This is a genomic window from Longitalea arenae (assembly GCF_016924755.1).
Lineage (GTDB): Bacteria > Bacteroidota > Bacteroidia > Chitinophagales > Chitinophagaceae > Niastella > Niastella arenae.
Genome location: NZ_JAFFJX010000004.1, coordinates 501,970 through 524,873 on the forward strand (window position 1 = coordinate 501,970; position 22,904 = coordinate 524,873).

22 protein-coding genes and 1 riboswitch are annotated in these 22,904 nt (G+C 44.9%); of the genes, 7 read left to right on the forward strand and 15 right to left on the reverse strand.

Translation table 11 applies throughout. The features are described from left to right. Window positions 1–20: 20 nt before the first annotated feature. Window positions 21–728, reverse strand: a complete 708-nt coding sequence (locus JT717_RS12675) for a head GIN domain-containing protein (protein ID WP_205510839.1) — start codon at window positions 726–728, stop codon at window positions 21–23. Window positions 729–830: 102 nt separating this feature from the next. Next, window positions 831–934, forward strand: a riboswitch (TPP riboswitch). Window positions 935–1,054: 120 nt separating this feature from the next. Here JT717_RS12675 and JT717_RS12680 point away from each other — a divergent pair. Continuing rightward, window positions 1,055–3,487: a TonB-dependent receptor gene (locus JT717_RS12680; RefSeq protein WP_205510840.1), complete on the forward strand. Its 2,433-nt coding sequence runs from the start codon at window positions 1,055–1,057 to the stop codon at window positions 3,485–3,487. 57 nt (window positions 3,488–3,544) lie between these two features. On the opposite strand, the gene JT717_RS12685 is transcribed toward JT717_RS12680, so the two are convergent. The 7 genes from JT717_RS12685 to JT717_RS12715 all read right to left on the reverse strand — a co-directional run bounded on the left by JT717_RS12685 (window position 3,545) and on the right by JT717_RS12715 (window position 8,025). Further along, a complete protein-coding gene (locus tag JT717_RS12685; RefSeq protein ID WP_205510841.1) occupies window positions 3,545–3,838 on the reverse strand; it encodes a hypothetical protein in 294 nt (97 codons plus the stop codon). Continuing rightward, entirely contained in the window at window positions 3,828–4,079 is a 252-nt protein-coding gene (locus JT717_RS12690; RefSeq protein WP_205510842.1) for a hypothetical protein, read from the reverse strand. Before JT717_RS12690 ends, JT717_RS12685 begins: the two co-directional genes overlap by 11 nt. 52 nt (window positions 4,080–4,131) lie before the next feature. Then, entirely contained in the window at window positions 4,132–4,932 is an 801-nt protein-coding gene (locus JT717_RS12695; protein ID WP_205510843.1) for a PASTA domain-containing protein, read from the reverse strand. 195 nt (window positions 4,933–5,127) lie between these two features. Continuing rightward, the gene (locus JT717_RS12700) at window positions 5,128–5,436 is read right to left on the reverse strand and encodes a rhodanese-like domain-containing protein (protein ID WP_205510844.1); all 309 of its coding nucleotides are present in this window, start codon (window positions 5,434–5,436) and stop codon (window positions 5,128–5,130) included. A 19-nt stretch (window positions 5,437–5,455) separates the two neighbouring features. Continuing rightward, entirely contained in the window at window positions 5,456–6,253 is a 798-nt protein-coding gene (locus tag JT717_RS12705) for a PASTA domain-containing protein (protein WP_205510845.1), read from the reverse strand. A gap of 149 nt (window positions 6,254–6,402) precedes the next feature. Continuing rightward, complete coding sequence (locus tag JT717_RS12710; protein ID WP_205510846.1) at window positions 6,403–7,398, reverse strand: D-alanine--D-alanine ligase; 996 nt, start codon at window positions 7,396–7,398, stop codon at window positions 6,403–6,405. A gap of 279 nt (window positions 7,399–7,677) precedes the next feature. Then, window positions 7,678–8,025: a 4Fe-4S dicluster domain-containing protein gene (locus JT717_RS12715; protein WP_205510847.1), complete on the reverse strand. Its 348-nt coding sequence runs from the start codon at window positions 8,023–8,025 to the stop codon at window positions 7,678–7,680. Window positions 8,026–8,171: 146 nt separating this feature from the next. On the opposite strand from JT717_RS12715, the gene JT717_RS12720 reads away from it, so the two are divergent. Together JT717_RS12720 and JT717_RS12725 are read left to right on the forward strand one after the other, a co-directional pair. Continuing rightward, window positions 8,172–9,170 carry an acyl-CoA reductase gene (locus JT717_RS12720; RefSeq protein ID WP_205510848.1) on the forward strand — a complete coding sequence of 333 codons (999 nt, stop codon included), beginning with the start codon at window positions 8,172–8,174 and terminating at the stop codon, window positions 9,168–9,170. A gap of 268 nt (window positions 9,171–9,438) precedes the next feature. Continuing rightward, entirely contained in the window at window positions 9,439–10,935 is a 1,497-nt protein-coding gene (locus JT717_RS12725; RefSeq protein ID WP_205510849.1) for a Do family serine endopeptidase, read from the forward strand. A gap of 90 nt (window positions 10,936–11,025) precedes the next feature. Here JT717_RS12725 and JT717_RS12730 read toward each other — a convergent pair whose 3' ends face one another. Then, window positions 11,026–12,297, reverse strand: coding sequence for an alpha-amylase family glycosyl hydrolase (locus JT717_RS12730; protein WP_205510850.1), 1,272 nt, complete (start codon window positions 12,295–12,297; stop codon window positions 11,026–11,028). Window positions 12,298–12,566: 269 nt separating this feature from the next. Between JT717_RS12730 and JT717_RS12735 the strand changes: the two genes are divergently transcribed. Further along, window positions 12,567–13,796: a 4-hydroxy-3-methylbut-2-enyl diphosphate reductase gene (locus JT717_RS12735; protein ID WP_205510851.1), complete on the forward strand. Its 1,230-nt coding sequence runs from the start codon at window positions 12,567–12,569 to the stop codon at window positions 13,794–13,796. A 71-nt stretch (window positions 13,797–13,867) separates the two neighbouring features. Here the strand turns inward: JT717_RS12735 and accC are convergent, their stop codons facing one another. The 5 genes from accC to JT717_RS12760 all read right to left on the reverse strand — a co-directional run bounded on the left by accC (window position 13,868) and on the right by JT717_RS12760 (window position 19,024). Then, on the reverse strand, window positions 13,868–15,205 hold the full coding sequence (accC, locus tag JT717_RS12740; RefSeq protein WP_205510852.1) for an acetyl-CoA carboxylase biotin carboxylase subunit: 1,338 nt from the start codon (window positions 15,203–15,205) through the stop codon (window positions 13,868–13,870). 109 nt (window positions 15,206–15,314) lie between these two features. After that, window positions 15,315–15,812 (reverse strand): acetyl-CoA carboxylase biotin carboxyl carrier protein, encoded by a 498-nt coding sequence (gene accB, locus JT717_RS12745; protein WP_205510853.1) that lies wholly within the window; start codon window positions 15,810–15,812, stop codon window positions 15,315–15,317. A 173-nt stretch (window positions 15,813–15,985) separates the two neighbouring features. Beyond that, complete coding sequence (gene efp / locus JT717_RS12750; protein WP_205510854.1) at window positions 15,986–16,552, reverse strand: elongation factor P; 567 nt, start codon at window positions 16,550–16,552, stop codon at window positions 15,986–15,988. A 152-nt stretch (window positions 16,553–16,704) separates the two neighbouring features. Then, window positions 16,705–18,528, reverse strand: a complete 1,824-nt coding sequence (locus JT717_RS12755) for a M56 family metallopeptidase (protein WP_205510855.1) — start codon at window positions 18,526–18,528, stop codon at window positions 16,705–16,707. Between the two features lie 118 nt (window positions 18,529–18,646). Then, a complete protein-coding gene (locus tag JT717_RS12760; RefSeq protein ID WP_205510856.1) occupies window positions 18,647–19,024 on the reverse strand; it encodes a BlaI/MecI/CopY family transcriptional regulator in 378 nt (125 codons plus the stop codon). A gap of 163 nt (window positions 19,025–19,187) precedes the next feature. On the opposite strand from JT717_RS12760, the gene JT717_RS12765 reads away from it, so the two are divergent. The 3 genes from JT717_RS12765 to JT717_RS12775 all read left to right on the forward strand — a co-directional run bounded on the left by JT717_RS12765 (window position 19,188) and on the right by JT717_RS12775 (window position 22,178). Continuing rightward, complete coding sequence (locus JT717_RS12765; RefSeq protein ID WP_205510857.1) at window positions 19,188–19,691, forward strand: TlpA family protein disulfide reductase; 504 nt, start codon at window positions 19,188–19,190, stop codon at window positions 19,689–19,691. A gap of 114 nt (window positions 19,692–19,805) precedes the next feature. After that, window positions 19,806–20,735, forward strand: coding sequence for a malate dehydrogenase (gene mdh / locus JT717_RS12770; protein ID WP_205510858.1), 930 nt, complete (start codon window positions 19,806–19,808; stop codon window positions 20,733–20,735). Window positions 20,736–21,389: 654 nt separating this feature from the next. Continuing rightward, window positions 21,390–22,178: a T9SS type A sorting domain-containing protein gene (locus JT717_RS12775; protein WP_205510859.1), complete on the forward strand. Its 789-nt coding sequence runs from the start codon at window positions 21,390–21,392 to the stop codon at window positions 22,176–22,178. A 121-nt stretch (window positions 22,179–22,299) separates the two neighbouring features. On the opposite strand, the gene JT717_RS12780 is transcribed toward JT717_RS12775, so the two are convergent. After that, window positions 22,300–22,904, reverse strand: a 605-nt coding sequence (locus JT717_RS12780) for a group II intron maturase-specific domain-containing protein (RefSeq protein WP_305068076.1), incomplete at its 5' end; no start/stop codon positions are given.

A 22,904-nucleotide genomic window follows, 5' to 3' on the forward strand; every position in this document is an offset into this window, starting at 1 on the left:
TATATTTTAGATGTAATATCTTATCCTCTTTTTGAAACACTTCCGCCGCCGCTGGCTGATTTATATTTGATCACCGGGTCTCCTTTATAATGCACATCGCTGCCGCCACTGGCCTCTGCAGCCATTTCCTTATGAACAGTTATGGTTGCATCGCTTCCGCCACTCACCTGCAGAATCGCATAGTCTGCATTCAAACTATATCCGCTAAAATCACTGCCGCCGCTGGCCTCTACCCTTACATTTACGGCAGTACCTTTAATGTGCACATCAGATCCGCCACTTTGATGAACCGTAAGATCAGTAACGGCTATTTCGCCATTGAAATCACTTCCGCCTGCTAAGGACATTTCCAGCTTGTCAAAGCTCAATTTTCCTTTGACAATGACATCTGCACCACCAGTTGCCCTCAGTTTTGACAGCGATTGCACAGCTACATAAGCCGTCAATCTTTTATTTCGCCAGTTCCATCCTTTGTCAAGATAGATCTTCAACTCGCCATCTTCCACAACGGTTTTTATTCTATCCCGATCACCAGTCTCAGCAGCACTTACCGCCACCCCTTCTTCAGCCGCCTGCGACAGGTACAGGTCGATCCCGTCGGAGACCCTTATAGAGTTAAAACCACCTACCAGGCGTTTCTCCACGTTGGCGTCATAGATCACTTTCTCCTGGCAAAGGGCCAGAAGATTGATAAATAACAAAATAGGCGTTATCAATGCCTTCAACATAGTGTTCATTTGTTCGTGAAACGGGCAAAGCAGCCGATATGTTACAATATCCTTAAAAAAAATAATGTTCGTATCTTTGCGCGCTATTCTTTAAATATAGATTTCAGTTTCCCGGGGTGCTTTTTCGCCATTGCGCAATTGCTGAGAAATACCCGTAGAACCTGATCAGGGTAATGCCTGCGCAGGGAAGGTAGCTTCGATATTTGTCTACGCTTCACTTTCGCAGCATTTCTCTCAAACCATTTTTTCAACAAAAGGATCCCAATGAAATGAGCCAATGAAGTAAAAGGCACAGATCATAGGGATAAAAAACAGGGGATTTACACATGAAAAAAATGCTTTTGGGGATTTGCTATCTGTTGTTAACCCAAAGCCTGCTGGCCCAAATCACTGGAAAAGTGACAGATGCTTCCTCAATGCCTATCGCCGCTGCAACAGTAGAACTGAACAATGGAATGTCTACGCTGACCAATGAAAACGGATTTTTCGAATTCAAAAAGATCAGGCCGGGTAATTATACTTTGCACATTAGTTCCGTGGGTTTTCAGGCCATCGATCAACCGGTAAGTACCGGCAATCCAATTGATATCAGGCTCGAAAGGCTGAATCTTTTTTTACAACCAGTTGAAATAAAAGCTACCCGCGCCGGGGATAAATCGCCTTTCACGAAAAACAATCTTTCTAAAAAAGATATTGAAAAACTGAATCTGGGGCAGGACCTGCCATTTATCCTCAATCAAACCCCTTCTGTGATCGTTAATTCCGATGCCGGTAATGGAGTGGGTTATACCGGTATCCGCATTCGGGGCACCGATGCAACACGTATCAATATGACGCTTAACGGTATTCCCTATAACGATGCGGAATCGCAGGGAACCTTCTTTGTGAATTTGCCTGATTTCACCTCATCTGTAAACAGCATACAGGTGCAACGGGGTGTAGGCACATCGTCGAACGGTGCTGCCGCTTTTGGCGCCACTATTAACTTAAGCACCAACGAAACGAATACCATCCCTTATGTAGAAGTGAATAATAGCTATGGTTCCTTCAATACCTGGAAACACACGGTTAAGGCAGGAAGCGGATTGATCAACAACCACTTCACCATCGATGCCCGGGTTTCCAAGATCTCCAGCGATGGCTTTATCGACCGTGCCACCAGCTCGCTGAAATCATTTTATTTGTCAGGCGCTTATTTAAACAAGAATACGTCGATCCGCCTCAACGTATTCTCAGGCAATGAAAAGACTTACCAGGCATGGAATGGGATCCCCGAAGCCAAACTGAAAAATAATGACTCTGCCCTGCTGGCCCATTACTATAACAATCTGGGGCCTGGATATTTATATGTTACGCCACAGGACTCTGTAAATCTTTTTGCATCTGATCCAAGGAAGTACAATTATTTCACGTACAGCAATCAAACCGATAACTATCAGCAGGATCATTATCAGTTGTTCATTAACCATGACTTCAATGGCAAATTGGCTGTTAATACAGCTTTCTTTTTAACCCGCGGCCGGGGTTATTATGAAGAATACAAGCCGCTCAGCAATTACAGCGACTACGGACTGAATGATCTGATATTTGGTACTGATACCATACGCTCAACCGACCTGGTGCAGCAAAAATGGCTGGATAACTATTTCTACGGACAGATCTTCTCCCTCCAATACAAAGAAGGCAATAATCAACTCATCGTTGGCGGCGGCTGGAATCGTTACGATGGCAAACATTTCGGCAAAGTGCTCTGGTCCGAGAAAGGCGGCATTCCCAATAATTATCATTGGTATAATACCGATGCGTATAAAACCGATGTGAATGCCTATGCCAAATACCAGATGCAATTGGGTGAAAACCTTCAGGGTTTTGTTGACCTGCAATACCGTCGTGTATTGTATTATATTGGCGGTTTTGCTGATAATCCAACCCTTATGCTCCGCAATACCTGGGATTTCTTCAATCCGAAACTGGGTTTGGTGTATTCAAAGAATAACTACCAGTTATATGCTTCTTATTCGCAGGGAAATAAAGAGCCCAACCGAAACGATTTTGAAGCCGGTATGGATCAGCAGCCAAAACCTGAAAAGCTGCACGACTTTGAATTAGGTGTAGAAAGAAAATCCAGTGATTACAACTGGGCGGCTACACTTTATTATATGTTGTATAAAGATCAATTGGTATTAACCGGAAAGATCAATAATGTTGGCGAGTACACCCGCAGCAATGTTCCCGACAGCTATCGTATGGGTATAGAGTTGCAGGGAGGTATCAGATTTACGCATTGGCTGAATGCCGTTGGTAACATAACGCTCAGTAAAAATCAGATCAAAAACTTCACCGAGTATTATGATGATTATGATTTTGGAGGACAAAAAGACAGCGTACATGGCAATACGGATATTGCATTTTCACCGGCTGTTGTTGCATCAGCTATGTTAAACATTATTCCTTGTGCTAATGTAGAGATCAGTTTGCCCGCAAAATATGCAGGGCGTCAATACCTCGATAACACATCTGATGAAAAACGCAGTCTTGATCCTTATTTTGTACAGGATGCAAGGATCAGCTATACCCTGCGGAAAACCCTGTTCAGGGAATCTACTTTCATTGTTCAGGTAAATAATGTTTTCAATAAAAAGTATGCGCCTAATGGTTATACTTACAGTTATAAATATGGTGGCTCTGTGATCACCGAAAATTTTTATTACCCGATGGCCGGCACCAATTTCATGGTGGGTTTGAATGTGAAGTTGTAAGAGGTGAAATGCCAGCTAAAAAACGAACCCTGCCGGTTGCCGGCAGGGTTCGTTTTTCTACATAGACCGCTTTTTTGAAGGATCCTGCCTGATCATAAATACACTATAAATAACTACTTTAGCGTCGAAAACTTCAAATACAATTGTGTAAGGAAATCGTTTCAATCTTCCCTGTCGAACAGGTTCCTCATAAAACGAATACGAGAAAGGATTGCGAATTAAGCTTTTATAGAACATATCCAGTTCTTCCAAAAATTCATGCCCCAAACCTTCTCTTTGCGCTTCATACCAATCAAATGCTTCAAAAATCTCGAACCTCGCTAATGGCCTGATCTCGATGTTATAGACCATTTCTCTTCTCTTTATCTATAGCCATTTGTTTTACTTCTTCCCAGCTATATGAGGCGCCTTCTCCTCTAAGATATTTTTCGCGTTCTTCCCGAATAATGTTATGCCTGATTTCCGTCAGATCACTTTCTTCCTCTTTAAGCAACACGTAGTTTTTTGCAACATTTAATAGGGACTCTTTTTCCACTAAAGTCAGTTTTGACCAATATTGCATAAACTCATGATCTAATGATGGAGCACCCATATTAACGGTTTTTACAAATTTACTCCTTATAAGATGCTTCTCCAAACCGGGTCTACGGCTGCGCATTTGCACTATCCACCATCTGCCTCACCGGTTTCTCCGCCTGTACCCAAAGATCAATAATTTGTCCCTGGCGGATGCGGTTTACATTGCCATTAGGGGTGAAGTGATCGGGCGACTGCTTATATACAAACCAATTGGGGTCAGCGCCTTCCGGCTGCGTGGTACCGGAAGTAAATCCGTTTGCCTCCAACACTGTTTTTGCTTCATTTAAATTAAGTCCCACCAGATCTGGTACTTCCAATAACTCTGAACCGGTACCACGTCCTAACACAAGCACGATGCCGCTGCCCATGGGTATTTTGGTGCCCTCTTTAATGGGTTGCCCTTTGTAATGTTGTTCAAGCACCAGGTCACGGGCAAAATAAGGCGCATAGATAGTGTCTTCGAGTTTCAGCTTCAGTTGCTGTATGGTGATCTGTGCACTGCGAAAGCTTTGTCCGGTCAGCTTGGGCATGTCAATATCGGGCGCCGCGTCGCGGTTAATGGTCAAATAAACCGTACGGTTCATCTTAACTTTCGATTCGGCGTTGGGAAATTGCTTTACAACCGATAAAAGCGCTGCTGTATCGTTATAAACAGTATCCTGTATCTCTACTTCAAATCCCTGACCTTCCAGTAACTTTTTGGCTTCTTCAAATGATTTACCGGTTACTGATGGCACCGCCAGTGTTTTATCATGCCGGGTGATCCAGGACAATGACTGAAAGAAAAGAAAAAACAATACTAACAAAATGCCAATACCCAGCAGGATATTCGCCCAAAGTGGTTTTCCGGTAATGAATTTAAACACAGGTGATATTGATTAAAATTTAAAAATCAGGATACAGATATATGCTGGTAGTAAATGGTAAATGGCTAGTGGGGTGTGTCCGCCATTCCTAATCCAAAGCCCTGTTCGTTACTTACCACTTCCCTATCCGCTATTCTTTACATCCTAATTGTTTTTCCCCTACCTGCCACTTGCTATTTACCACTTGCCTTTTACTTATTGACCAAATTTCGATTGCCAGGCCAGCATTCCGCCTGCCAAGTTCTTGGTATTGGTAAATCCAAGCGTTTCGAGGATCATAGCTGCCTGTCCGCTACGGTTACCGCTGCGGCAATACACGATCACTTCTTCATTCTTCAGGTTATTCAGCTCATCCACCTGCATCATTTGCACCTGTCCCAAAGGAATATGTGCACCGCCGATATTAAACTCAGCGCGCTCATGGGGCTCGCGTACATCTACCAGGTTCAATTGCTCGCCTCTGTCAAGACGTTCTTTTACTTCTTCAACTGTTATATTTTGCATAAACGATTATTTTATTTTTTTAGGGTTGCTGTGGTTGTTCGGCGGGAGCTGGCACTACAGGCACTTTCACGGGCTTGTCGGGCTGCAGCCACAAGTCAACCGACTGCCCCTGACGGATCCGGTTTACCCGGCCATCAGGGGTCATGTATTCAGGGCTTTGACGGCCAACAAAAGCATTCGGATCTATGTTTGGTATCACCGTCCCTACATTCAAACCATTCGACTCCAGCAACACCTTCGCATCATTGTAAGTTAGTCCAACCAGGTCGGGCACACTGAAATCTTCCTGGCCCAATCCACTGCCCAATACCAGGGTGATCTCACTCCCCTGCGGAATCTTGGTTCCGGCCTTAATGCGTTCACCGTTGTATTGTTGTTCCAGCACCGAATTTTTGGCGAAATCGGCGCGATAGACGGTATCTTTCAGTTTCAACGAGTATTGATTCATCGAGATCTCGGCACTGCGAAAGCTCAACCCTTCCAGGTTAGGCATTTCAACAAGGGGTGCTATTGCCTTGTTAACGGTGAGGTAAACGGTACGGTTTACTTTTACAACCGCTTCAGCTTCCGGGAACTGCCGCAATACCGACAAAGGCCTGGCCGTGTCGTTATAAATTGAATCCTGTAATTCAACTTCAAAGCCTTTGCTTTCCAGTATTTGGCGGGCTTCTGCCAATGACTTACCTGTTACGGCAGGAATGGTAAGGGTTTTATCATGCCTCGTAATCCAGTGAAGCGATTGCAGGAACACAACTACCAGTAAAATAACAATGCCTATGCCTGTTAGTATGTGTACCCAAAGGGGTTTCCCTGTCATGAATTTAAACAAGGTACTATCGGTTTGTTTTAGTTCGTCAATGTATCGGCAAGCGTGAAACGCTAACGCTCAGGTTCCATTATCCCCTCTTTCGCCTGCCTGCGGTATCTTATCTCTTTATCAACTTATCAGCTTGATGAATCTGTAACTTATTTTCCATTTCTTCTCGTCAATGCATCTTCTATCAATGCAGAATAAAAGTCCTTCAGTGTCCAGCCCATTGCCCGCACCTGTTGAGGAACGATGCTTGCTTCGCTCTGGCCGGGTACCGTATTTATTTCCAGCATAAAGGGCGCCTGTTTGGCTTCATTGTATATGAAATCTATCCGTATCACGCCACCACAGTTAAACAATTGATAGATCTTTTTGGCTGCACTGCGAACCTTTTCAGCAATCGCTTCATCAACCTGTGCAGGTGTGATCTCTTCACTCATTCCCTGGTATTTTGCCTCATAGTCGAAGAAATCTTTTTTCGATCTCACTTCTGTGATCGGCAGGGTGATGATGCCTTTAGGTGATTTAAACACACCGATCGTGAACTCACGGCCGGCGATAAACTCTTCTACCAGTACCTGATCATCTTCTTTAAACGCTTTCTCCAGGGCACCTGCCAGGTCGGCTGCATCATTGACCTTGCTCATACCTATGCTCGAGCCGCCATTGTTTGGCTTTACAAATACAGGCAGCGTCAACTGGCTGAGGATCTCTTCGGGGGTAACCGGACTGTGCCTAAAAATATGTACTGATTTGGCAACATTTATGCCAGCAAAGGCCGCTACGGCCACTGTATATCTTTTGTTGAATGTGAGCGCAGAAGTCGCTGAATCACAAGAGGTATAGGGCAATCTGGTAAGATCAAAATAGCCCTGTAACCTGCCATCTTCACCGGGTGTTCCATGGATCCCGATCAATACGGCATCAAATGTTATTTTTTTGCCATGAATGGTGAGGGAAAAATCATTCCGGTCAACGGTTATTTTCTGGCCATTGCCGCCATCATAATACCAGCCCTGGGGAGTTATATCAATCTTATATACGCTGAACTTATCGGTATCGATATTCTTTTCAATAGTAAGCGCACTTTTATAGGAGATTTCTGCTTCTGTAGAGTAACCACCGGTAACAAAGGCAATATTGGGTTTCATGTAATGGTTGGAAAATTTTTTAGCAAATAAACGAAATTAAACCGGAAAGTCACACCGGTGAAAGGTTAAAGCAGGAAGTCGGCGGCGTGGGATTTTGCTTCTTAAAAGAGCAATAAAAAAGGTGAAGGTCGTTAATCCTTCACCTCAATACGGCAGGAAATATCACCCGCCACTTACAAGTAGCACAAAGGCTACATTACTATTCTGAAAGAAAGTTAGGAAAAATATCAGCTTGCATCAAATATTTTTTCCGGAACAAAGGTCCGGTTTCCTTACTTTCTAGATGTGCAGTTTTTCTTTTTTTGCCATCAGTTCTTCCACTGTTTCAACATACATTTCATCTGGTACACAGCAGTCAACCGGGCAAACGGCTGCACATTGCGGTTCTTCGTGAAAACCCTGGCACTCGGTACACTTACTGGGAACTATATAATAAGTATCCACACTTATAGGAGCATGGGCAGTGTCGGCATCAGTTACAGTTCCATCCTTTAAAACATACGATCCTTTTACAGTAGTGCCATCAGCGATCCTCCATTCTACTCCTCCTTCATATATGGCGTTATTCGGGCACTCGGGTTCACAGGCGCCGCAGTTGATACATTCTTCGGTGATTTTTATTGCCATAACTTACTGAATTTAAAACCTGCCCTTCCCTTCTGTTTTTTCCCGGGTTTTGAACCCGGTGCCGCCGCATCATCGGCAGCAACCTGAGGTAAAAGCAGGCAAATGAATTGAATACATCTATTTTTGCACAACAAATATAAGGTGGAATGAATTTACAACAACGAATCGTTTTATTAAGCCGGTTAGGTGAATATATTTTGCAGGATAGCGATAACTGGCAGATTGCCAAACAGAAAGCGAATTTGCAGAACAGCTGGTTCACCCCTGAATTTATTGACCTGGCTACCCGTACCATCGCGCTTGCATTTTTACAAAAGGATTTATTGACAGCCTGGGCCCGCCAATATAATGTCCCGGCCGAAAATACCGCTCCCAGGAACGTAGGTATCGTCATGGCCGGTAATATCCCCCTGGTTGGTTTCCACGACTTTTTGTGCGTTTTCATATCAGGTCACCGGCAAACCATTAAACCTTCCTCCAAAGACGATGTGCTCATTAAACACCTGGTGCAGCAATTGCACGAATGGGACGAAGCCACCCGCCAGCTGATCAGTTTTTCGGAGATGCTTAAAAACTGCGATGCCTATATAGCTACCGGCAGCAATAATTCTGCCCGGTATTTCGAATATTATTTCAGCAAATACCCCCATATCATCCGTCGCAACCGCACTTCCGTAGCCATTTTAACCGGTGAGGAAACACCGGAAGAACTGGAAAAACTGGCCGACGATGTGTATCAATATTTTGGTTTAGGCTGCCGGAACGTTACCAAACTATACGTGCCCGAGCAATACGATTTCGTTCCATTGCTTAATGCCTTTAAAAAATACGACCACCTCACTGACCATCATAAATACAAGAACAATTACGACTATATACTGGCTGTGCTCATTCTCAATAAGCAATATTACATGACCAACCAGTCGATCCTGCTGAACGAGAATAAAGAGCTCTTCAGCCCGATCAGCCAGCTGAATTTCGAATATTACAGGAAGGATGAAGAACCTGGCGCAACGCTTTCTGCCAATGCCGATGTGCAGTGTATCGTTGGAAAGAAGCATGTACCTTTTGGCCAGGCGCAGCATCCTTCACTTACCGATTATGCTGATGGAGTAGATGTCATGAAATTTTTGCTGGAGTTGTGAAAAACTGTCAATACCAGTCTGTAATATTTGCACCTGGAAACACAATGTTTTACTTATAATAATTTTTAACTTTTCACGCTAACGTATGCATTTTTAGTGTTTCATGCTTACTTTTAGTAAATTTGGTAAGCGAAGTACGAAGACTTTAGTAAATTAATTGTTAAACAAAATCAATTCCGCTGGTTTACTATATTTCCTGACGTTAATTTGTTGTGCTGTCAGGCATATATTTTGAAACAAGTATAATCTCATTAAATCTATAACGATTATGAAGTGGAAACAAATTCTGGCTATAGTCCTCATCAGTGCCGCCACCACGGGGGTTACCATGTGGGGATATAACCAATTTAGAAACGATCCATATGTTTACCAAAAGGATGGAAATGATTCCGGAAAGGTTCCAGCAAATTATGCCGGTTTTAACGGCGTGGTAGGCCAAAACGGCCCGGTTGATTTCTCAGCGGCCGCAGAAGCAGCCATTCCTGCTACTGTTCACATTAAAACAAAAGCTACCCGTACGGTAAGCAATAACCTGCCCCGCAACAATCCATTCGGTGACCTGTTCCCCGACCTGGATGATTTCTTCGGTGGCGATAAATACCGCTCTATTCCGCAAATGGCTTCCGGTTCCGGCGCCATTATCAGTGAAGACGGATATATTGTGACCAACAACCACGTGGTTGACGGTGCAGATGATATTACTGTAACCCTGACCAATAAAAAATCTTTTAAGGCCAAGATGATCGCTTCTGACCCCAGCAGCGACCTGGCCGTTATCAAGATCGAAGCAAAGAATTTACCTTTTCTGTTATATGGTAATTCCGACGACCTGAAAGTTGGTCAATGGGTACTCGCTGTAGGTTACCCGTTAACGCTTGAAACAACGGTAACCGCAGGTATCATCAGTGCTAAAGGCAGAACCCTGGAGATCAACCGCCGCCAAAGCGATGCCCCTGTTGAATCATTCATTCAAACAGATGCGGCTGTTAACCCCGGTAATAGCGGTGGTCCGTTGATCAATACCGAAGGTAAACTCATCGGTATCAATTCAGCGATCGCTTCTCCCACCGGCGCATATGCCGGTTATTCATTCACCATTCCGGTGAATATGGTGAAGAAGATCGTGTCTGATCTTATTAAGTTCGGTACTGTTCAGAGAGCTTACCTGGGTATTGAATATCCAAGGGATAACTTAAGCGAAGAAGATAAAAGACAGAATGGTATCAAAGATGACGGTGGTGTATATGTAATGAATGTACGGGAAGGCGGAGCTGCATCAGCCGCCGGTATCAAAAAAGGTGATATCATCACCAAGATCAATAACGTACCGGTTGTCAGCGGCGCCGATCTGATCGGACAAATTACAACTTATCGTCCGGGCGACAAGATCACCCTTACTTATCAGCGCGAAGGCAAAGAGCATACTGCTTCTATTACCTTAAAGAATAAAAGCGGCAGTACCGACATGGTAAAGAACTCTGTGCTGGATAAATTAGGCGCCGAGCTGGAAACCCTTAGCAAGGAAGACGCAAAAGAACTGAACGTTAAAGGCGGTGTGGTGGTGAAATCGATCAGCAACCGCGGTGTTCTTAGCAAAGTAAGGATCCAGGAAGGTTATGTGATCATTAAAGCTAATAACAAGGACATCACTAGTACCGAAGACCTGAAAAAGGTGCTTGAAAGCAGCACAGGCAGTGTAAAACTGGAAGGTATCTATCCCGGTTATGAAGGTGTTTATCCGATCATCGTTAACTTAGGCAACTAGAAACTGCAATAGTTATAAACGAAAAAGCGTCCCGTTCAGGCGGGGCGCTTTTTTATTTTATTTTGTTGAGCGTGTTTGCTGCCGGCGCATTTACCGTGTAAGTACCAGGTAGTCCCAGCCTTTCAGTTGGGCTGAAAAAGAACCATTCACCGTCACCTGTTCCTGGCTGAATAAATTGGTGAATTTACCCTGTAGCTGAGCGCCCGGCAACTGAACCGTTAGCTCCTGGCTGGAAAAATTCAGTATCACCAGTAATTCCTTTCCTTCAGACCGGCGAACAAATGCAAGCACCCGCTCATGATCGTTTGTATTGAGTAGTTGGGGAATAGTTGCTTCACCCGCCTTCAGGGCCGGATGCTGTTTGCGTAGTTGTAATAAGGTTTTATAAAATGACTCCAGGGCAGGCGTTCCATTCCAGTTTATTTCATCCTTATCAAAAAAGGGTAAACGCTTATGCAGCGGCAGTTCCTGGGCGGTATACATGAGGGGGATCGCATTCCAGGTGAAGTTGAACACGGCCAGGGGCATCGCCATATCACCGTATTTTTCGAACTCGGTGCCATTCCAGGTATTTTCGTCGTGATTGCTGGTAAAGAGCATGGGAAAGGTACCGGCCGGCAGATCATAGGTATAATGGTTCAGCACATCTTTCAGCTGGCCAAGTGTTATTTCCTGCCTGAAATACTTCTGGGTGGCCGACATCCAGCGCCAGCCATACAGGCAATCAAAGACCTGTAAATACGGAACATCCTGCGTCTCGCCTAACCAGAACAGGGGCTTTATGGCATCCAGCTCAACCCGGGCCCGGTTCCAGAAATCGAGTGGCACCAGGTGGCACATATCACATCTGAAGCCATCGATATCACATTCCTTTACCCAGAAAAGCATGGCGTCTATCATGGCCGCACGCATGTTATGATCATAATAATTAAGATCGATGACATCGTGCCAGTTATTGGTATCGTAAAATTTACCTTCAGCGTCTTTCTTATAGAACTCGGGGTTCGATTTGGTCCAGACATGATCCCAACCCGTGTGATTCGCTACCCAGTCGATGATCACCTTTAACCCCAGATCGTGGGCTTTTTTCACCAGCGATTGAAAGTCTTCCAGTGTGCCAAACTCAGGGTTGATGGCTTTATAATCGGAACAGGCATAGTAGCTGCCCAGTGTTCCCTGCCGCTTTTCCTTGCTGATGGGGGTTATGGGCATAAACCATAAAATTTCAATGCCCATCTCTTTTAATCGGGGCAGGTGGTTGGCGAAGGCATTAAAAGTGCCCTCCGGGGTGTACTGGCGAACATTTACCTCATAAATATTGCTGTTAATGCTCCAAGCTACCGGTGAAAATCGTCGCTGCATAAATCTCATTCCTGGTTGGTTTAATCAAAATTACGGGAATAAATACGTTTCAGGTTGCAGGTTCCAAGATACATGGTCCAACAACTTCCATGCCCTCTGATTACCGTCGACCTTTCCAGCACTTACAACTGCTGATATTTCTCTGCTTCCATCCTGAAACCGGGCACTTGTAACTTGTAACTGGTTCCTACATTGCGTTGCGTTACAAAACCTTTAACCTGGCGCCTGGTAACCAGTAACCGGCAACTTCTTCGTACCTTCGCGGTGGCATGAAAACATTTAATGTACCTATTACCTATCGCAGTCCACTGATCACGGCTATTAAGAACAGCCGCAGGCAGCAGGACAAGATGAAAAAAGACTTTACCCCCACCCTCCTGGCGCTGGACACCCTGCATATTTACCTCGCGCGTCATTTTGGCTTTTGTTATGGGGTAGAAAATGCCATTGAAATATCTTTCCGCACCATAGAATCGAATCCCGGTAAACGCATCTTTTTGCTAAGCGAAATGATCCATAATCCGCAGGTCAATGCCGATCTGCAAAGCCGCGGCGTACAATTTCTGCAGGATAATTATGGCCATCAGCTTATTCCTTTCGAGGAATTGACGGCCGACGACGTTGTGATCATTCCAGCTTTTGGTACAACGCTCGAAATAGAATCGAAATTGAAAAGCCTGGGCATTCCGGTTGAAAAATACAATACCACCTGCCCCTTTGTTGAAAAAGTTTGGAACCGCAGTGAGCAGATCGCCAATAAGGGTTATACGATCGTTATACATGGCAAACCCAAACATGAAGAGACCAGGGCCACTTTTTCACATGCAGCAAGAAATGCCCCATCAGTCATTGTGAATGACATGCACGAAGCCGAAAAGCTGGCAAAATATATTACCGGCGAAAAAAAGGCAGAAGAATTTTATACAGAATTTGCGGGCAGGTTCTCAGCGGGTTTTGATGCTACCCAACACCTGCAACGTATTGGGGTGGTGAACCAGACCACCCAGCTGGCCACCGATACCCAGGCGATTGCTGAGTTCCTGAAACAAACCATACAACAACATTATGGATTGACGCCGGAAAATATTGAGACGCGCTTTGCCGATACCCGCGATACGCTTTGTTATGCCACGAACGATAACCAAACGGCGGTTACCGGTATGTTGCAAACACCGGCCGATATCGCCATCGTAGTAGGCGGCTATAACAGCAGTAATACGACGCACCTCGCTGAATTGTGCGAACAGCAGCTGCCTACATACTTTATCAATTCACCGGAGAAATTACTTTCTGCAAAGGATATCCTGCATTATAATTTTCATACGAAAGAAGAACATATTGCGGCCAATTACCTGCCAGCCGGCAATCCTGCCCGGATCTTGATTACCAGCGGTGCATCCTGCCCCGATGCCGTAGTTGAGAACGTTATCCGCAAGCTGGCATCCTTTTATGGCGTGGAAGATAAACTGAATGCGGAAGTGGAAAAGCTGACAAGCTAAAAAGGAAACAGGTTGATATATTGAAAGCGTTTTAAAAGTTTCAACATATCAACCTGCCGGCTAAAAAGAAGCTACACCATTTTAAATGTATCCAGGAATTTGGTGTTGAAATTGCCTTTTATAAAGTCTTCGTTCTTCATCAATTGCTGATGGAACGGTATGGTTGTTTTTACTCCCTCGATCACATACTCACTCAAAGCACGGCTCATGGTATTGATGGCTTCTTCGCGCGTACGGGCTACGGCAATGATCTTGGCGATCATTGAATCGTAGTAAGGCGGAATTACATAGCCGGCATATACATGTGAATCGACGCGGATCCCATGTCCGCCAGGCTGATGCAGTGTAGTGATCTTACCCGGACTGGGGCGGAAATCGTTATATGGGTCTTCGGCATTGATACGGCACTCAATGGCATGCAGCTGCGGTTCATAGTTCAATCCGCTGATGGCTTCGCCAGCCGCTATTTTGATCTGTTCTTTAATCAGGTCGAAGTTGGTCACTTCTTCCGTTACGCAATGTTCTACCTGGATCCGGGTGTTCATCTCCATGAAATAGAAGTTGCGGTGTTTGTCGACCAGGAACTCAATGGTACCTACACTTTCATACCCGATGGCAGAAGCGGCTTTGATAGCGGCTTCGCCCATACGTTTACGCAGTTCGGGGGTCATGAAGGGAGAAGGAGATTCTTCTACCAGCTTCTGGTGGCGGCGTTGAATGGAGCAATCTCTTTCGCTGAGGTGACAAACCTTTCCATAGCGATCGCCGGCCACCTGTATTTCGATGTGGCGTGGTTCTTCCACGAATTTCTCCATATATATGCCGTCGTTCTTGAACGCGGCGCCAGCTTCGGCCCTAGCTGTATTGTAGGCCCTTTCCATTTCGTCTTCGGTCCATACAACACGCATCCCCTTACCACCGCCGCCGGCAGTAGCTTTCAGGATGATGGGATAACCTACGTCTTTGGCCAGGCTTTTCGCTTCTTCCAGGCTTTCGAGTAAACCTTCGCCACCGGGCACCACAGGCACACCGGCTTTGATCATGGTTTCTTTGGCGGTCATTTTATCGCCCATGGAGCGGATCTGATCGGGCGTGGGTCCAATAAATTTGATATTATGCTCGCCGCAGATCTCCGCAAAACGGGCGTTTTCGGCCAAAAAACCATAACCGGGGTGAATACCGTCGGCATTGGTGATCTCTGCCGCGGCCATGATATGCGGAATATTGAGATATGAATCGGAGCTGGCAGCCTTACCTATACAAACTGCTTCATCGGCGAACCGCACATGGAGGCTGTCTTTATCGGCAGTGGAATAAACAGCAATCGTTTTGATGCCCATCTCCTTACAGGTGCGGATGACCCGGAGGGCAATTTCTCCACGATTGGCAATTAATATTTTCTTGAACATGGATTTAATTGATAATGTGCTAATATGTAAATGTGCCAATGTGCTAATTGCAAACGCAGTCGATTATTTGTCATTAGCACATCAGCTAATTATCAAATTAGCTAATTAATTAAGCTGGTTCTACCAGGAATAATGGCTGGTCGTATTCTACCGGCGAAGCATCTTCTACCAATACTTTTACGATTCGGCCTTTCACTTCGCTTTCAATTTCATTAAAGAGTTTCATGGCTTCGATAATGCAAACCACCTTACCAGGAGTAACATCATCGCCTATTTCAATAAATGCAGGTTTACCAGGTGCAGAGCTGCGATAGAAAGTACCTATCATTGGGCTCTTGATGGTGATCAGGTTGTCGGCAACGGCGTCTGCAGCTTTTGGTTTTTCTGCAGGGGGGGCAGTAACATGGGCAGCAGGTTGAGTAGCCGCAGTTTGCTGTGGCATAGCAGTCATCATAGGAGCAGTATGTACAGGAGCTGCAATGACATTCTGAACCGGTTCTTCTTTTTGCTTGATGGTTAGTTTAAATCCCTTTTCTTCTATCGTCACTTCCCCAATATTTGATTTGTTGATCATTTTGATCAACTCCTGAATTTGTTTAAAATCCATCTGTTAAAAATTTTAGTTTGTCGTTTTAAGTCCTGTAGAACAGGCGGCTAAGATAAGGATTACACACTAAATTTATCCAAAACCGTTTTTTTTAAAATGGCATTGGGGTTCTTACAAAAAAAGAGGACAATGGATTTAAGTTCCATTGTCCCGTTATAACGTACATACTGGTATTATTCTTTTACTCTTTCTACATATTCACCGGTCTTCGTATTTATACGAATCAGCTCACCTTCGTTAACAAAGAGGGGAACGTTAACAGTGGCGCCGGTTTCAACAGTCGCAGGTTTCAGGGTGCGGGTGGCAGTATCCCCTTTTACACCCGGTTCGCTATAGGTCACTTTCACCACAATTTTATCAGGCAGTTCCACACTCATCGGTTGCTCGGTTTCGGTATTGATGAGCACAGAAACTTCCTGGCCTTCTTTCAGGAACTGGGGCGCATCCACCAGGTTCTCGGCGAGGGCTATCTGCTCGAAAGTTTCATTATCCATGAAATTGAAACCGGTGTCGTCCTTGTACAGGAACTGGAAGGTTTTGCGCTCAACGCGTACCGGGTAAATGGTATCGCCGCTGTTCCAGGTCTTTTCAATACTACGGCTATTATCAACGCCTTTCAGTTTTGCCCATACCTTGGCAGCAGCCCGGGCAGTTTTATTTTCGCCAAATTCAACCACTGTGTATAAACTTCCATCCAATTTAAGAATCATGCCGCGGCTGATATCTGAGGTATTTGCCATAAATGATAAAAATTTCAAAAGTCAAAAAACAAGTACAGTTCTAAAAAGTGGGAGCAAAATTATGGCAAAATTGGCAGGTTGCAAAATGGTCAGTTTTCATAAAAAACCGGGCAGAGGTGGCTGTTGGGCGCTATTCAGGTCAGGTATCCTGTTTATTGTTCCTGTGCAGGTTGCCCGGAACTGCTTTTTTGGGGCTCAGCTGCTGCTTTTGGCTTTTCAGCGCCAGCAGTTGTGACGCTCTTTACTTCAACGGGCTGCAGTTCGAGCTCGATCACCTTGTTTGCCTTAACCGCAGCCTTTGTGCTTACGGCAGTCTTTGATTCTGTTTTGTTATTGATAACGATCACTTCGGTTACCGGTGTTACCTTAACCGCCGGAGTCGCATCAACGGCGCTTTTTGCGTCTATTCTCACTTCTTTCAGTTGCACTTCGGTTACCGGTTTTACCTCTGTTAAGGTTATTGACTTTGCTTTTGGTTGGCTGCTTACCTTTTTTACACGCACCGGTACCTGTGGTATTTCGCCATATTTTTCTTCATAGTTTTTGTCTTTCTGCCAGTCAGTTAGCGTAATGGCTTCCACGATCTTTTTATTCCTGTCCTTTACGATCACAACGCATTCGCCATAATTGTCGGCAACCGTTATGCAGTATCCCTTTTTATTCAGGCAATCCTGGAAATGGATGGTAACTTTTTCGGGAGCTGCAGGTGGCTTTGGTGCTGCCGGTGGTGCAGGAACGCCCGCAGTTTCCGGCGCTTCTGGCGTTTCTGGTCTTTCAGGCAATTCCTGCGCTTCCATATTTTCAGGCTTTTCGGGAGCTTCCGGCGCTTCTGGTAATTCTTTGTCGTCACGGGAAGGTACAGCAGGCGCTGCGGGCGGTGCAGGCGGTTCGGGTAAAGCCCCGTATTGCCGCTCAAATGCTTCTTTCTCTTTGGGAACGTTGAGATCGTATTGCTCAATCTTTCCATTCTTTAAGCGAAGCGTAACCTTCTTTTCATCGGTGACATCAATGGTAACGACGTTTTTCCATGCAGCCGGTGTTTTTACAGCTGCCGGTACCGTATCGGTTACCGAAACGTTCAAAGGCTGCTGCTGATTTTGCTGCTGGGTAGCATTGCGAAATGCCAACAGCACTACCATCAATAAAGGCAACAGGAACAGGAATCTGATCAGGTGCACGCGGGCACTCTTTGTTTTGTTCATCATGGCTATTCTTTTTTTTAAGGATGAGAAATTAAAATTGGTGGCTATACTAAATGAATTGACTCCAACAACTTTTAATAGCAGGTACTGGTACTGTTTGCGGTCTAAACCGGTTTGCAAGACCTGCTGATCGGCAATAAATTCGAGGTTCTGCCTGATGTCGTTCCGCAATAACCAGGCAAAGGGATTGTACCAGTTCAGAATACATAATACTTCGCTCCAGATCATATCAACTGAATGCCGTTGTTTTACGTGAATGAATTCATGGCGAATGATCTCTTTGAGTTCATCTTCACTATGCTGGTGCTGGTTAACATAAATGCCACGGCCAAATGAAAAAGGCATTACCGGTTGGTCGATATGGTACAGTTTCACTTTATCGTCGTACAGCAGCACGGCTTTCGACCGCATTTTGTACAATGAATAATACTGGATCAGCAAGCGGGCGATCATCACCAACATGCCGGCAGCAATTATCATTATAGTTATCTGCATCCAACTGGTACCGCTGGCGCCCGGGGCAACGGCAGGGCCATCGGTACCGGCCATTTGGGTAATGGCAGGAATGTAACTGATAAAGGCCGATTCCCGTAAAGCCGGTTGCTGTATTATTATGGTAAATACATTTATAAAGGGAATGACGAAACAGACCATCGAGTAGATCAGCAGGTACCAGCGGTTCCAATTGTAAAAGGTGAGGCGCCGCAGGAAGAGCTGGTAGAAGAGGTAAACGATGGTAAGACTGATCGATAATTTAATAATGTATTGTAGCATCGTGTTTGTATTGGAGTGATTTGAAGGCGAGGCATGAAGGCGATGTGTGAAGTACGAAGCCTGAGGCTAAGTGTAGTAAGAGGGCGATAATACATCTCTTATTGCTAGTTTCTACCTCTTACTTCTCTCTGGTTTTATCGCCTCCGCGCTCAATCATCTCAATAATGTCTTTCAGTTCCTTCGGGCTGAGCTTCTTTTGCTCTACAAAAAAATTAACCAGCTGTTTGTACGAATTATCAAAATAATCCTTCACCACCCCGCTCATAAAATGCTTCTTGTATTCTTCTTCTGTAATAGCCGGTTTGTACATATAGGTGTTACCCACCAGACGGCTTTGCAGCAGTCCTTTCTTTTCAAGGTTCTTGACAGTTGAAGCCAGGGTGGTATAGGGCGGCTGCGGGGGATCCATATTTTCCAGGAACATCTTGATATTGCCGTCCCCGGTTTTCCAGATCACCTGCATGGCCTGCTCCTCCTGTATGGTCAACTTTTCCATATCTACGAAGTTTTCGTAAATCTACGAATACTTCGTAATAAACCAAATCTTTTTTTGTTAAATGAACCTGCTGCCTGTCTATCGTGTTCATTTACTGCTATTTTTGAGAAAAATAAATTGGAGGCCCGAAATTTGTCGGGGCGATAAACAACAAATCATAGAGATGAAAAACCGGCTTTTAGTTTTAGTTCTGGCTTTTACGGCAAAACTGGCATCGGCGCAATCTTTACCGCCTGATAGTCCGGCCTATAAACGTTTTCCTACCCTGCCACCTTTCCATATTTTACAGGTAGACAGCACCACTCTATCTAAGGAAAATCTGGCCAAACACCAGCCTACCATCATTATGTATTTCAGCCCTGACTGCGACCATTGTAAACACCAGTGGGCCGATATGCAGAAACGGATGAAGGACCTGTCGAAATACCAGATCATCATGGTCACTTACCAGCCTTTCGAGGAAATGGTTGCCTTTTACAATGAGCAAAAGATCGCCAGCTATCCCAATATTAAATTGGGCCGCGATACAAAATTCTTCCTGCCGCCTTTTTATAAGATCCAAAACCTGCCTTTTCAGGCATTATATGATAAAAACGGGGCACTGGTGACCACTTTCCAGGGCAATGTGAAGATTGATAAATTGCTGGCAGCCTTCAAGCGCAAGTAGTTCTATTTCGAATTTGGGAACAATTGCGCTGGCAGTGATAAATAAAAATCAATATTCTTTCTTCGCGCCCTATTTTTGCGCAAAAATTAGCTCAACACCTTAAATTTTTTTCTGATGAAAGTAACTGTTGTAGGCGCCGGTGCAGTAGGTGCTACCTGCGCTGATAATATCGCCCGGGCCGAACTGGCTGAAGAACTGGTATTATTGGATATTAAAGAAGGCCTGGCCGAAGGTAAGGCCCAGGATATGATGCAAACAGCCGCTTTACTGGGCTTTGATACCCGCATCACTGGTAGTACCAATGATTACAGCAAAACTGCCGGCAGCGATGTAGTGGTCATTACATCAGGCTTACCCCGCAAACCGGGTATGACACGCGAAGAACTGATCGGAACCAATGCCGGTATCGTAAGAGGCGTTGCCGAAAATATTCTGAAACACTCTCCCAATGCCATTATTATCGTTATCAGTAACCCCATGGATACCATGACCTATCTGGCTTTAACCGCTACCGGTTTGCCAAAGAACAGGATCATTGGTATGGGTGGTACGCTCGATAGCGCCCGCTTTAAATATCAACTGAGCCAGCACCTGGGTTGCAGCCCTGCCGACCTGAATGCAGTAGTGGTAGGTGGTCACGGTGATACTACCATGATCCCGCTGATTCGCCTGGCAACCTGGAACAGTGTACCGGTTACTAAATTCCTGAGCGAAGAAAAACAAAAACAAATAGTGGCTGATACAATGGTTGGTGGCGCCACGCTTACCAAACTCATTGGCACCAGCGCCTGGTATGCACCCGGAGCAGCCGGAGCAGCCCTGGTTGAAAGCATTGTACGCGATCAGAAAAAATTATTTACCTGCTGCGTTTCACTGGATGGCGAATACGGTCAAAAAGATATTTGCCTGGGTGTTCCTGTTATCATCGGAAAAAGCGGTTGGGAAAAGATCGTTGACTTCGGTTTGAATGCTGAGGAACAAGCGCTCTTCAATAAAAGCGCCGATGCCGTTAGAAGCATGAACGATGTACTGAAGACGCTTTAATAAAATTTTCAGATTTTACGATTTAGGGATTTTGAGATTGATCAGAAAGTTCAACCTGAGCAAATCACAAAATCTCTAAATCTTAAATCAGATTTGTCAGATGCACTATCTGCCTCCAATTCATTTCCGACTTCCTCCTTCCTACTCTCTTAACGCATTGCAAGTGCTTATTCCATAAAACATGAAGCCTACTGTGGTAGTTAAGTATATCAATGAGGTGCCCTTGCCTATTGCCCATTGCCCCTTGCCAACTGCCAATTGCCAATTGCTTTTCCATAAATGCCGACTATAGTAGTTATGTATACCTATTAGGGTGCCTTGCCTATTGCCTATTGCCCCTTGCCAACTGCCAATTGCCAATTGCTTTTCCATAAATGCCGACTATAGTAGTTATGTATACCTATTAGGGTGCCTTGCCTATTGCCTATTGCCCCTTGCCAACTGCCAATTGCTTTTCCATAAATGCCGACTGTAGTAGTTATGTATACCTATTAGGGCGCCTTGCCCATTGCCCATTGCCCTATTGCCCATTGCCTATTACCCCTTGCCAACTGCTCCCTCCCTTCCCCGGCACCAGTTTTGAATCATAATACCTGAGAAGCACCAACACAAGCAAGGAACTAAAACAGTTTACTCATTTAAAAAGAGCACACTATGAAACAGGTGTACCATTGGTGTTGTAAGACAGCTTATTTAACAGCTATGCTGTTGCTAAGCAATATAACAGGTATGAACGTGGTTCAGGCCCAAACGGCGCCCGATCAGCCGAAAGCGGATTTTATTCCAAGGAATGTGGGGAAGATCATCCCCAACGAAAACAGCCAGGAAAGTACTATAAATCCCCGTCAGCAAACAAAGTTTGTATATGAAACGGCCAGCGGTAATAACAAACTGCCTGAACCGGTAGCCATGCGCGAACTATACCTAACACCTACCGCTAACGATGGTATCGCGATCCGTTGGCGCGCTGGCTGGGAACCGGATAATCTGAAGTTGTATGAAATAGAATACAGCACGGATGCTATTCACTTTCAAAAGGCCGGCACTTTACCTGCAGGCAATTACCTGAATGGAAGAATTTATGAATTCAGGCATTACCCGGTCAATGCCCGTGACCGCATCTTTTATCGCATCAGAATGGTGAATCAGGCAGGGAACTTTGATTATTCGCCCATCCTGTCGCAAGCAGCCACCAGGGCTACCCAAAACTTCGTTTTTCCTACCATCGTGAATGCCGGTATGGTAAGCGTTTACCTGAACGACTCGTTCAAACAGCTCCAGATCGTTAACTCGCAGGGAAAAGTATTACAGATGCAAAACCTGAATGGCAAAACAGGCAGAATAGATATTCCATTAAATAATTCCGCACAAGGAATTTGTTTTGTACGGGTGCTTGGCCAGGACAGGCAAAGAGACATCGTGCAGAAAATTTTTGTGCAATAGTTTGATAGTTAGTTTTTACCAGTTTTATCGAGTAGGAAGTAAGGGATTACTTCCCTTACTGTCCTCTCACACCACCGTACGTGCCGTTCGGCATACGGCGGTTCATTAAACATAAACAGTTTTAGGAAGGCTTTACAATGTCTGTTAGACTAGTGAAGCCTTCTTTCTTTAGGTAGCTGTTATTAAGCGCTCTAAGCAGAATAGGACTGTGAACAGTTCGCCATTGGCCTTTGCGGGTATTGCCCCACTGATAGGTTTGATTCGCTGGGATGCCAAGCTTTGCTAGTTCTTTAATTCGAGTGCGAGGCTTTTTCCATTGCTGCCAGTAGCATAGCCGGATGCGACTTCTTACCCAACTGTCTAGTTCTTCAAACACCGATTTTGCATCGCTTAGTTTAAAGTAGTGACCCCAACCCTGGTTTAGTTGGCGCAGGCGATCCAGTCGCACTGACATACTATAAGGTTTGCTTCGGCATGTAATTGCACGAACTTTGTCCTTATAAGAGGCTATGCTCTTACGGTGAACGCTAATACCCTTTTCACCTTTACGGTGGTAAAAAGTAAAACCCAGCAGTTTCATCTGCCAAGGACGTGTTACACTGCTCTTGACCGTATTTACTACAAGTTTCAGTTCCTTTTCTATGTAGCGGGTAATGCTTTCCATTACTCGATCCCCGGAACGTTTGCTCTTAACATAAATACTACAATCATCAGCGTATCTTACAT

What these genes read in the sequence shown, in the direction of transcription:
- JT717_RS12675 (WP_205510839.1), bottom strand. Translation starts at nt 728, where the DNA reads ATGTTGAAGGCATTGATAACGCCTATTTTGTTATTTATCAATCTTCTG.
- JT717_RS12680 (WP_205510840.1), top strand. Translation starts at nt 1,055, where the DNA reads ATGAAAAAAATGCTTTTGGGGATTTGCTATCTGTTGTTAACCCAAAGC.
- JT717_RS12685 (WP_205510841.1), bottom strand. Translation starts at nt 3,838, where the DNA reads ATGGTCTATAACATCGAGATCAGGCCATTAGCGAGGTTCGAGATTTTT.
- JT717_RS12690 (WP_205510842.1), bottom strand. Translation starts at nt 4,079, where the DNA reads ATGGGTGCTCCATCATTAGATCATGAGTTTATGCAATATTGGTCAAAA.
- JT717_RS12700 (WP_205510844.1), bottom strand. Translation starts at nt 5,436, where the DNA reads ATGCAAAATATAACAGTTGAAGAAGTAAAAGAACGTCTTGACAGAGGC.
- JT717_RS12705 (WP_205510845.1), bottom strand. Translation starts at nt 6,253, where the DNA reads ATGACAGGGAAACCCCTTTGGGTACACATACTAACAGGCATAGGCATT.
- JT717_RS12710 (WP_205510846.1), bottom strand. Translation starts at nt 7,398, where the DNA reads ATGAAACCCAATATTGCCTTTGTTACCGGTGGTTACTCTACAGAAGCA.
- JT717_RS12715 (WP_205510847.1), bottom strand. Translation starts at nt 8,025, where the DNA reads ATGGCAATAAAAATCACCGAAGAATGTATCAACTGCGGCGCCTGTGAA.
- JT717_RS12720 (WP_205510848.1), top strand. Translation starts at nt 8,172, where the DNA reads ATGAATTTACAACAACGAATCGTTTTATTAAGCCGGTTAGGTGAATAT.
- JT717_RS12725 (WP_205510849.1), top strand. Translation starts at nt 9,439, where the DNA reads ATGAAGTGGAAACAAATTCTGGCTATAGTCCTCATCAGTGCCGCCACC.
- JT717_RS12730 (WP_205510850.1), bottom strand. Translation starts at nt 12,297, where the DNA reads ATGCAGCGACGATTTTCACCGGTAGCTTGGAGCATTAACAGCAATATT.
- JT717_RS12735 (WP_205510851.1), top strand. Translation starts at nt 12,567, where the DNA reads ATGAAAACATTTAATGTACCTATTACCTATCGCAGTCCACTGATCACG.
- accC (WP_205510852.1), bottom strand. Translation starts at nt 15,205, where the DNA reads ATGTTCAAGAAAATATTAATTGCCAATCGTGGAGAAATTGCCCTCCGG.
- accB (WP_205510853.1), bottom strand. Translation starts at nt 15,812, where the DNA reads ATGGATTTTAAACAAATTCAGGAGTTGATCAAAATGATCAACAAATCA.
- efp (WP_205510854.1), bottom strand. Translation starts at nt 16,552, where the DNA reads ATGGCAAATACCTCAGATATCAGCCGCGGCATGATTCTTAAATTGGAT.
- JT717_RS12755 (WP_205510855.1), bottom strand. Translation starts at nt 18,528, where the DNA reads ATGCTACAATACATTATTAAATTATCGATCAGTCTTACCATCGTTTAC.
- JT717_RS12760 (WP_205510856.1), bottom strand. Translation starts at nt 19,024, where the DNA reads ATGGAAAAGTTGACCATACAGGAGGAGCAGGCCATGCAGGTGATCTGG.
- JT717_RS12765 (WP_205510857.1), top strand. Translation starts at nt 19,188, where the DNA reads ATGAAAAACCGGCTTTTAGTTTTAGTTCTGGCTTTTACGGCAAAACTG.
- mdh (WP_205510858.1), top strand. Translation starts at nt 19,806, where the DNA reads ATGAAAGTAACTGTTGTAGGCGCCGGTGCAGTAGGTGCTACCTGCGCT.
- JT717_RS12775 (WP_205510859.1), top strand. Translation starts at nt 21,390, where the DNA reads ATGAAACAGGTGTACCATTGGTGTTGTAAGACAGCTTATTTAACAGCT.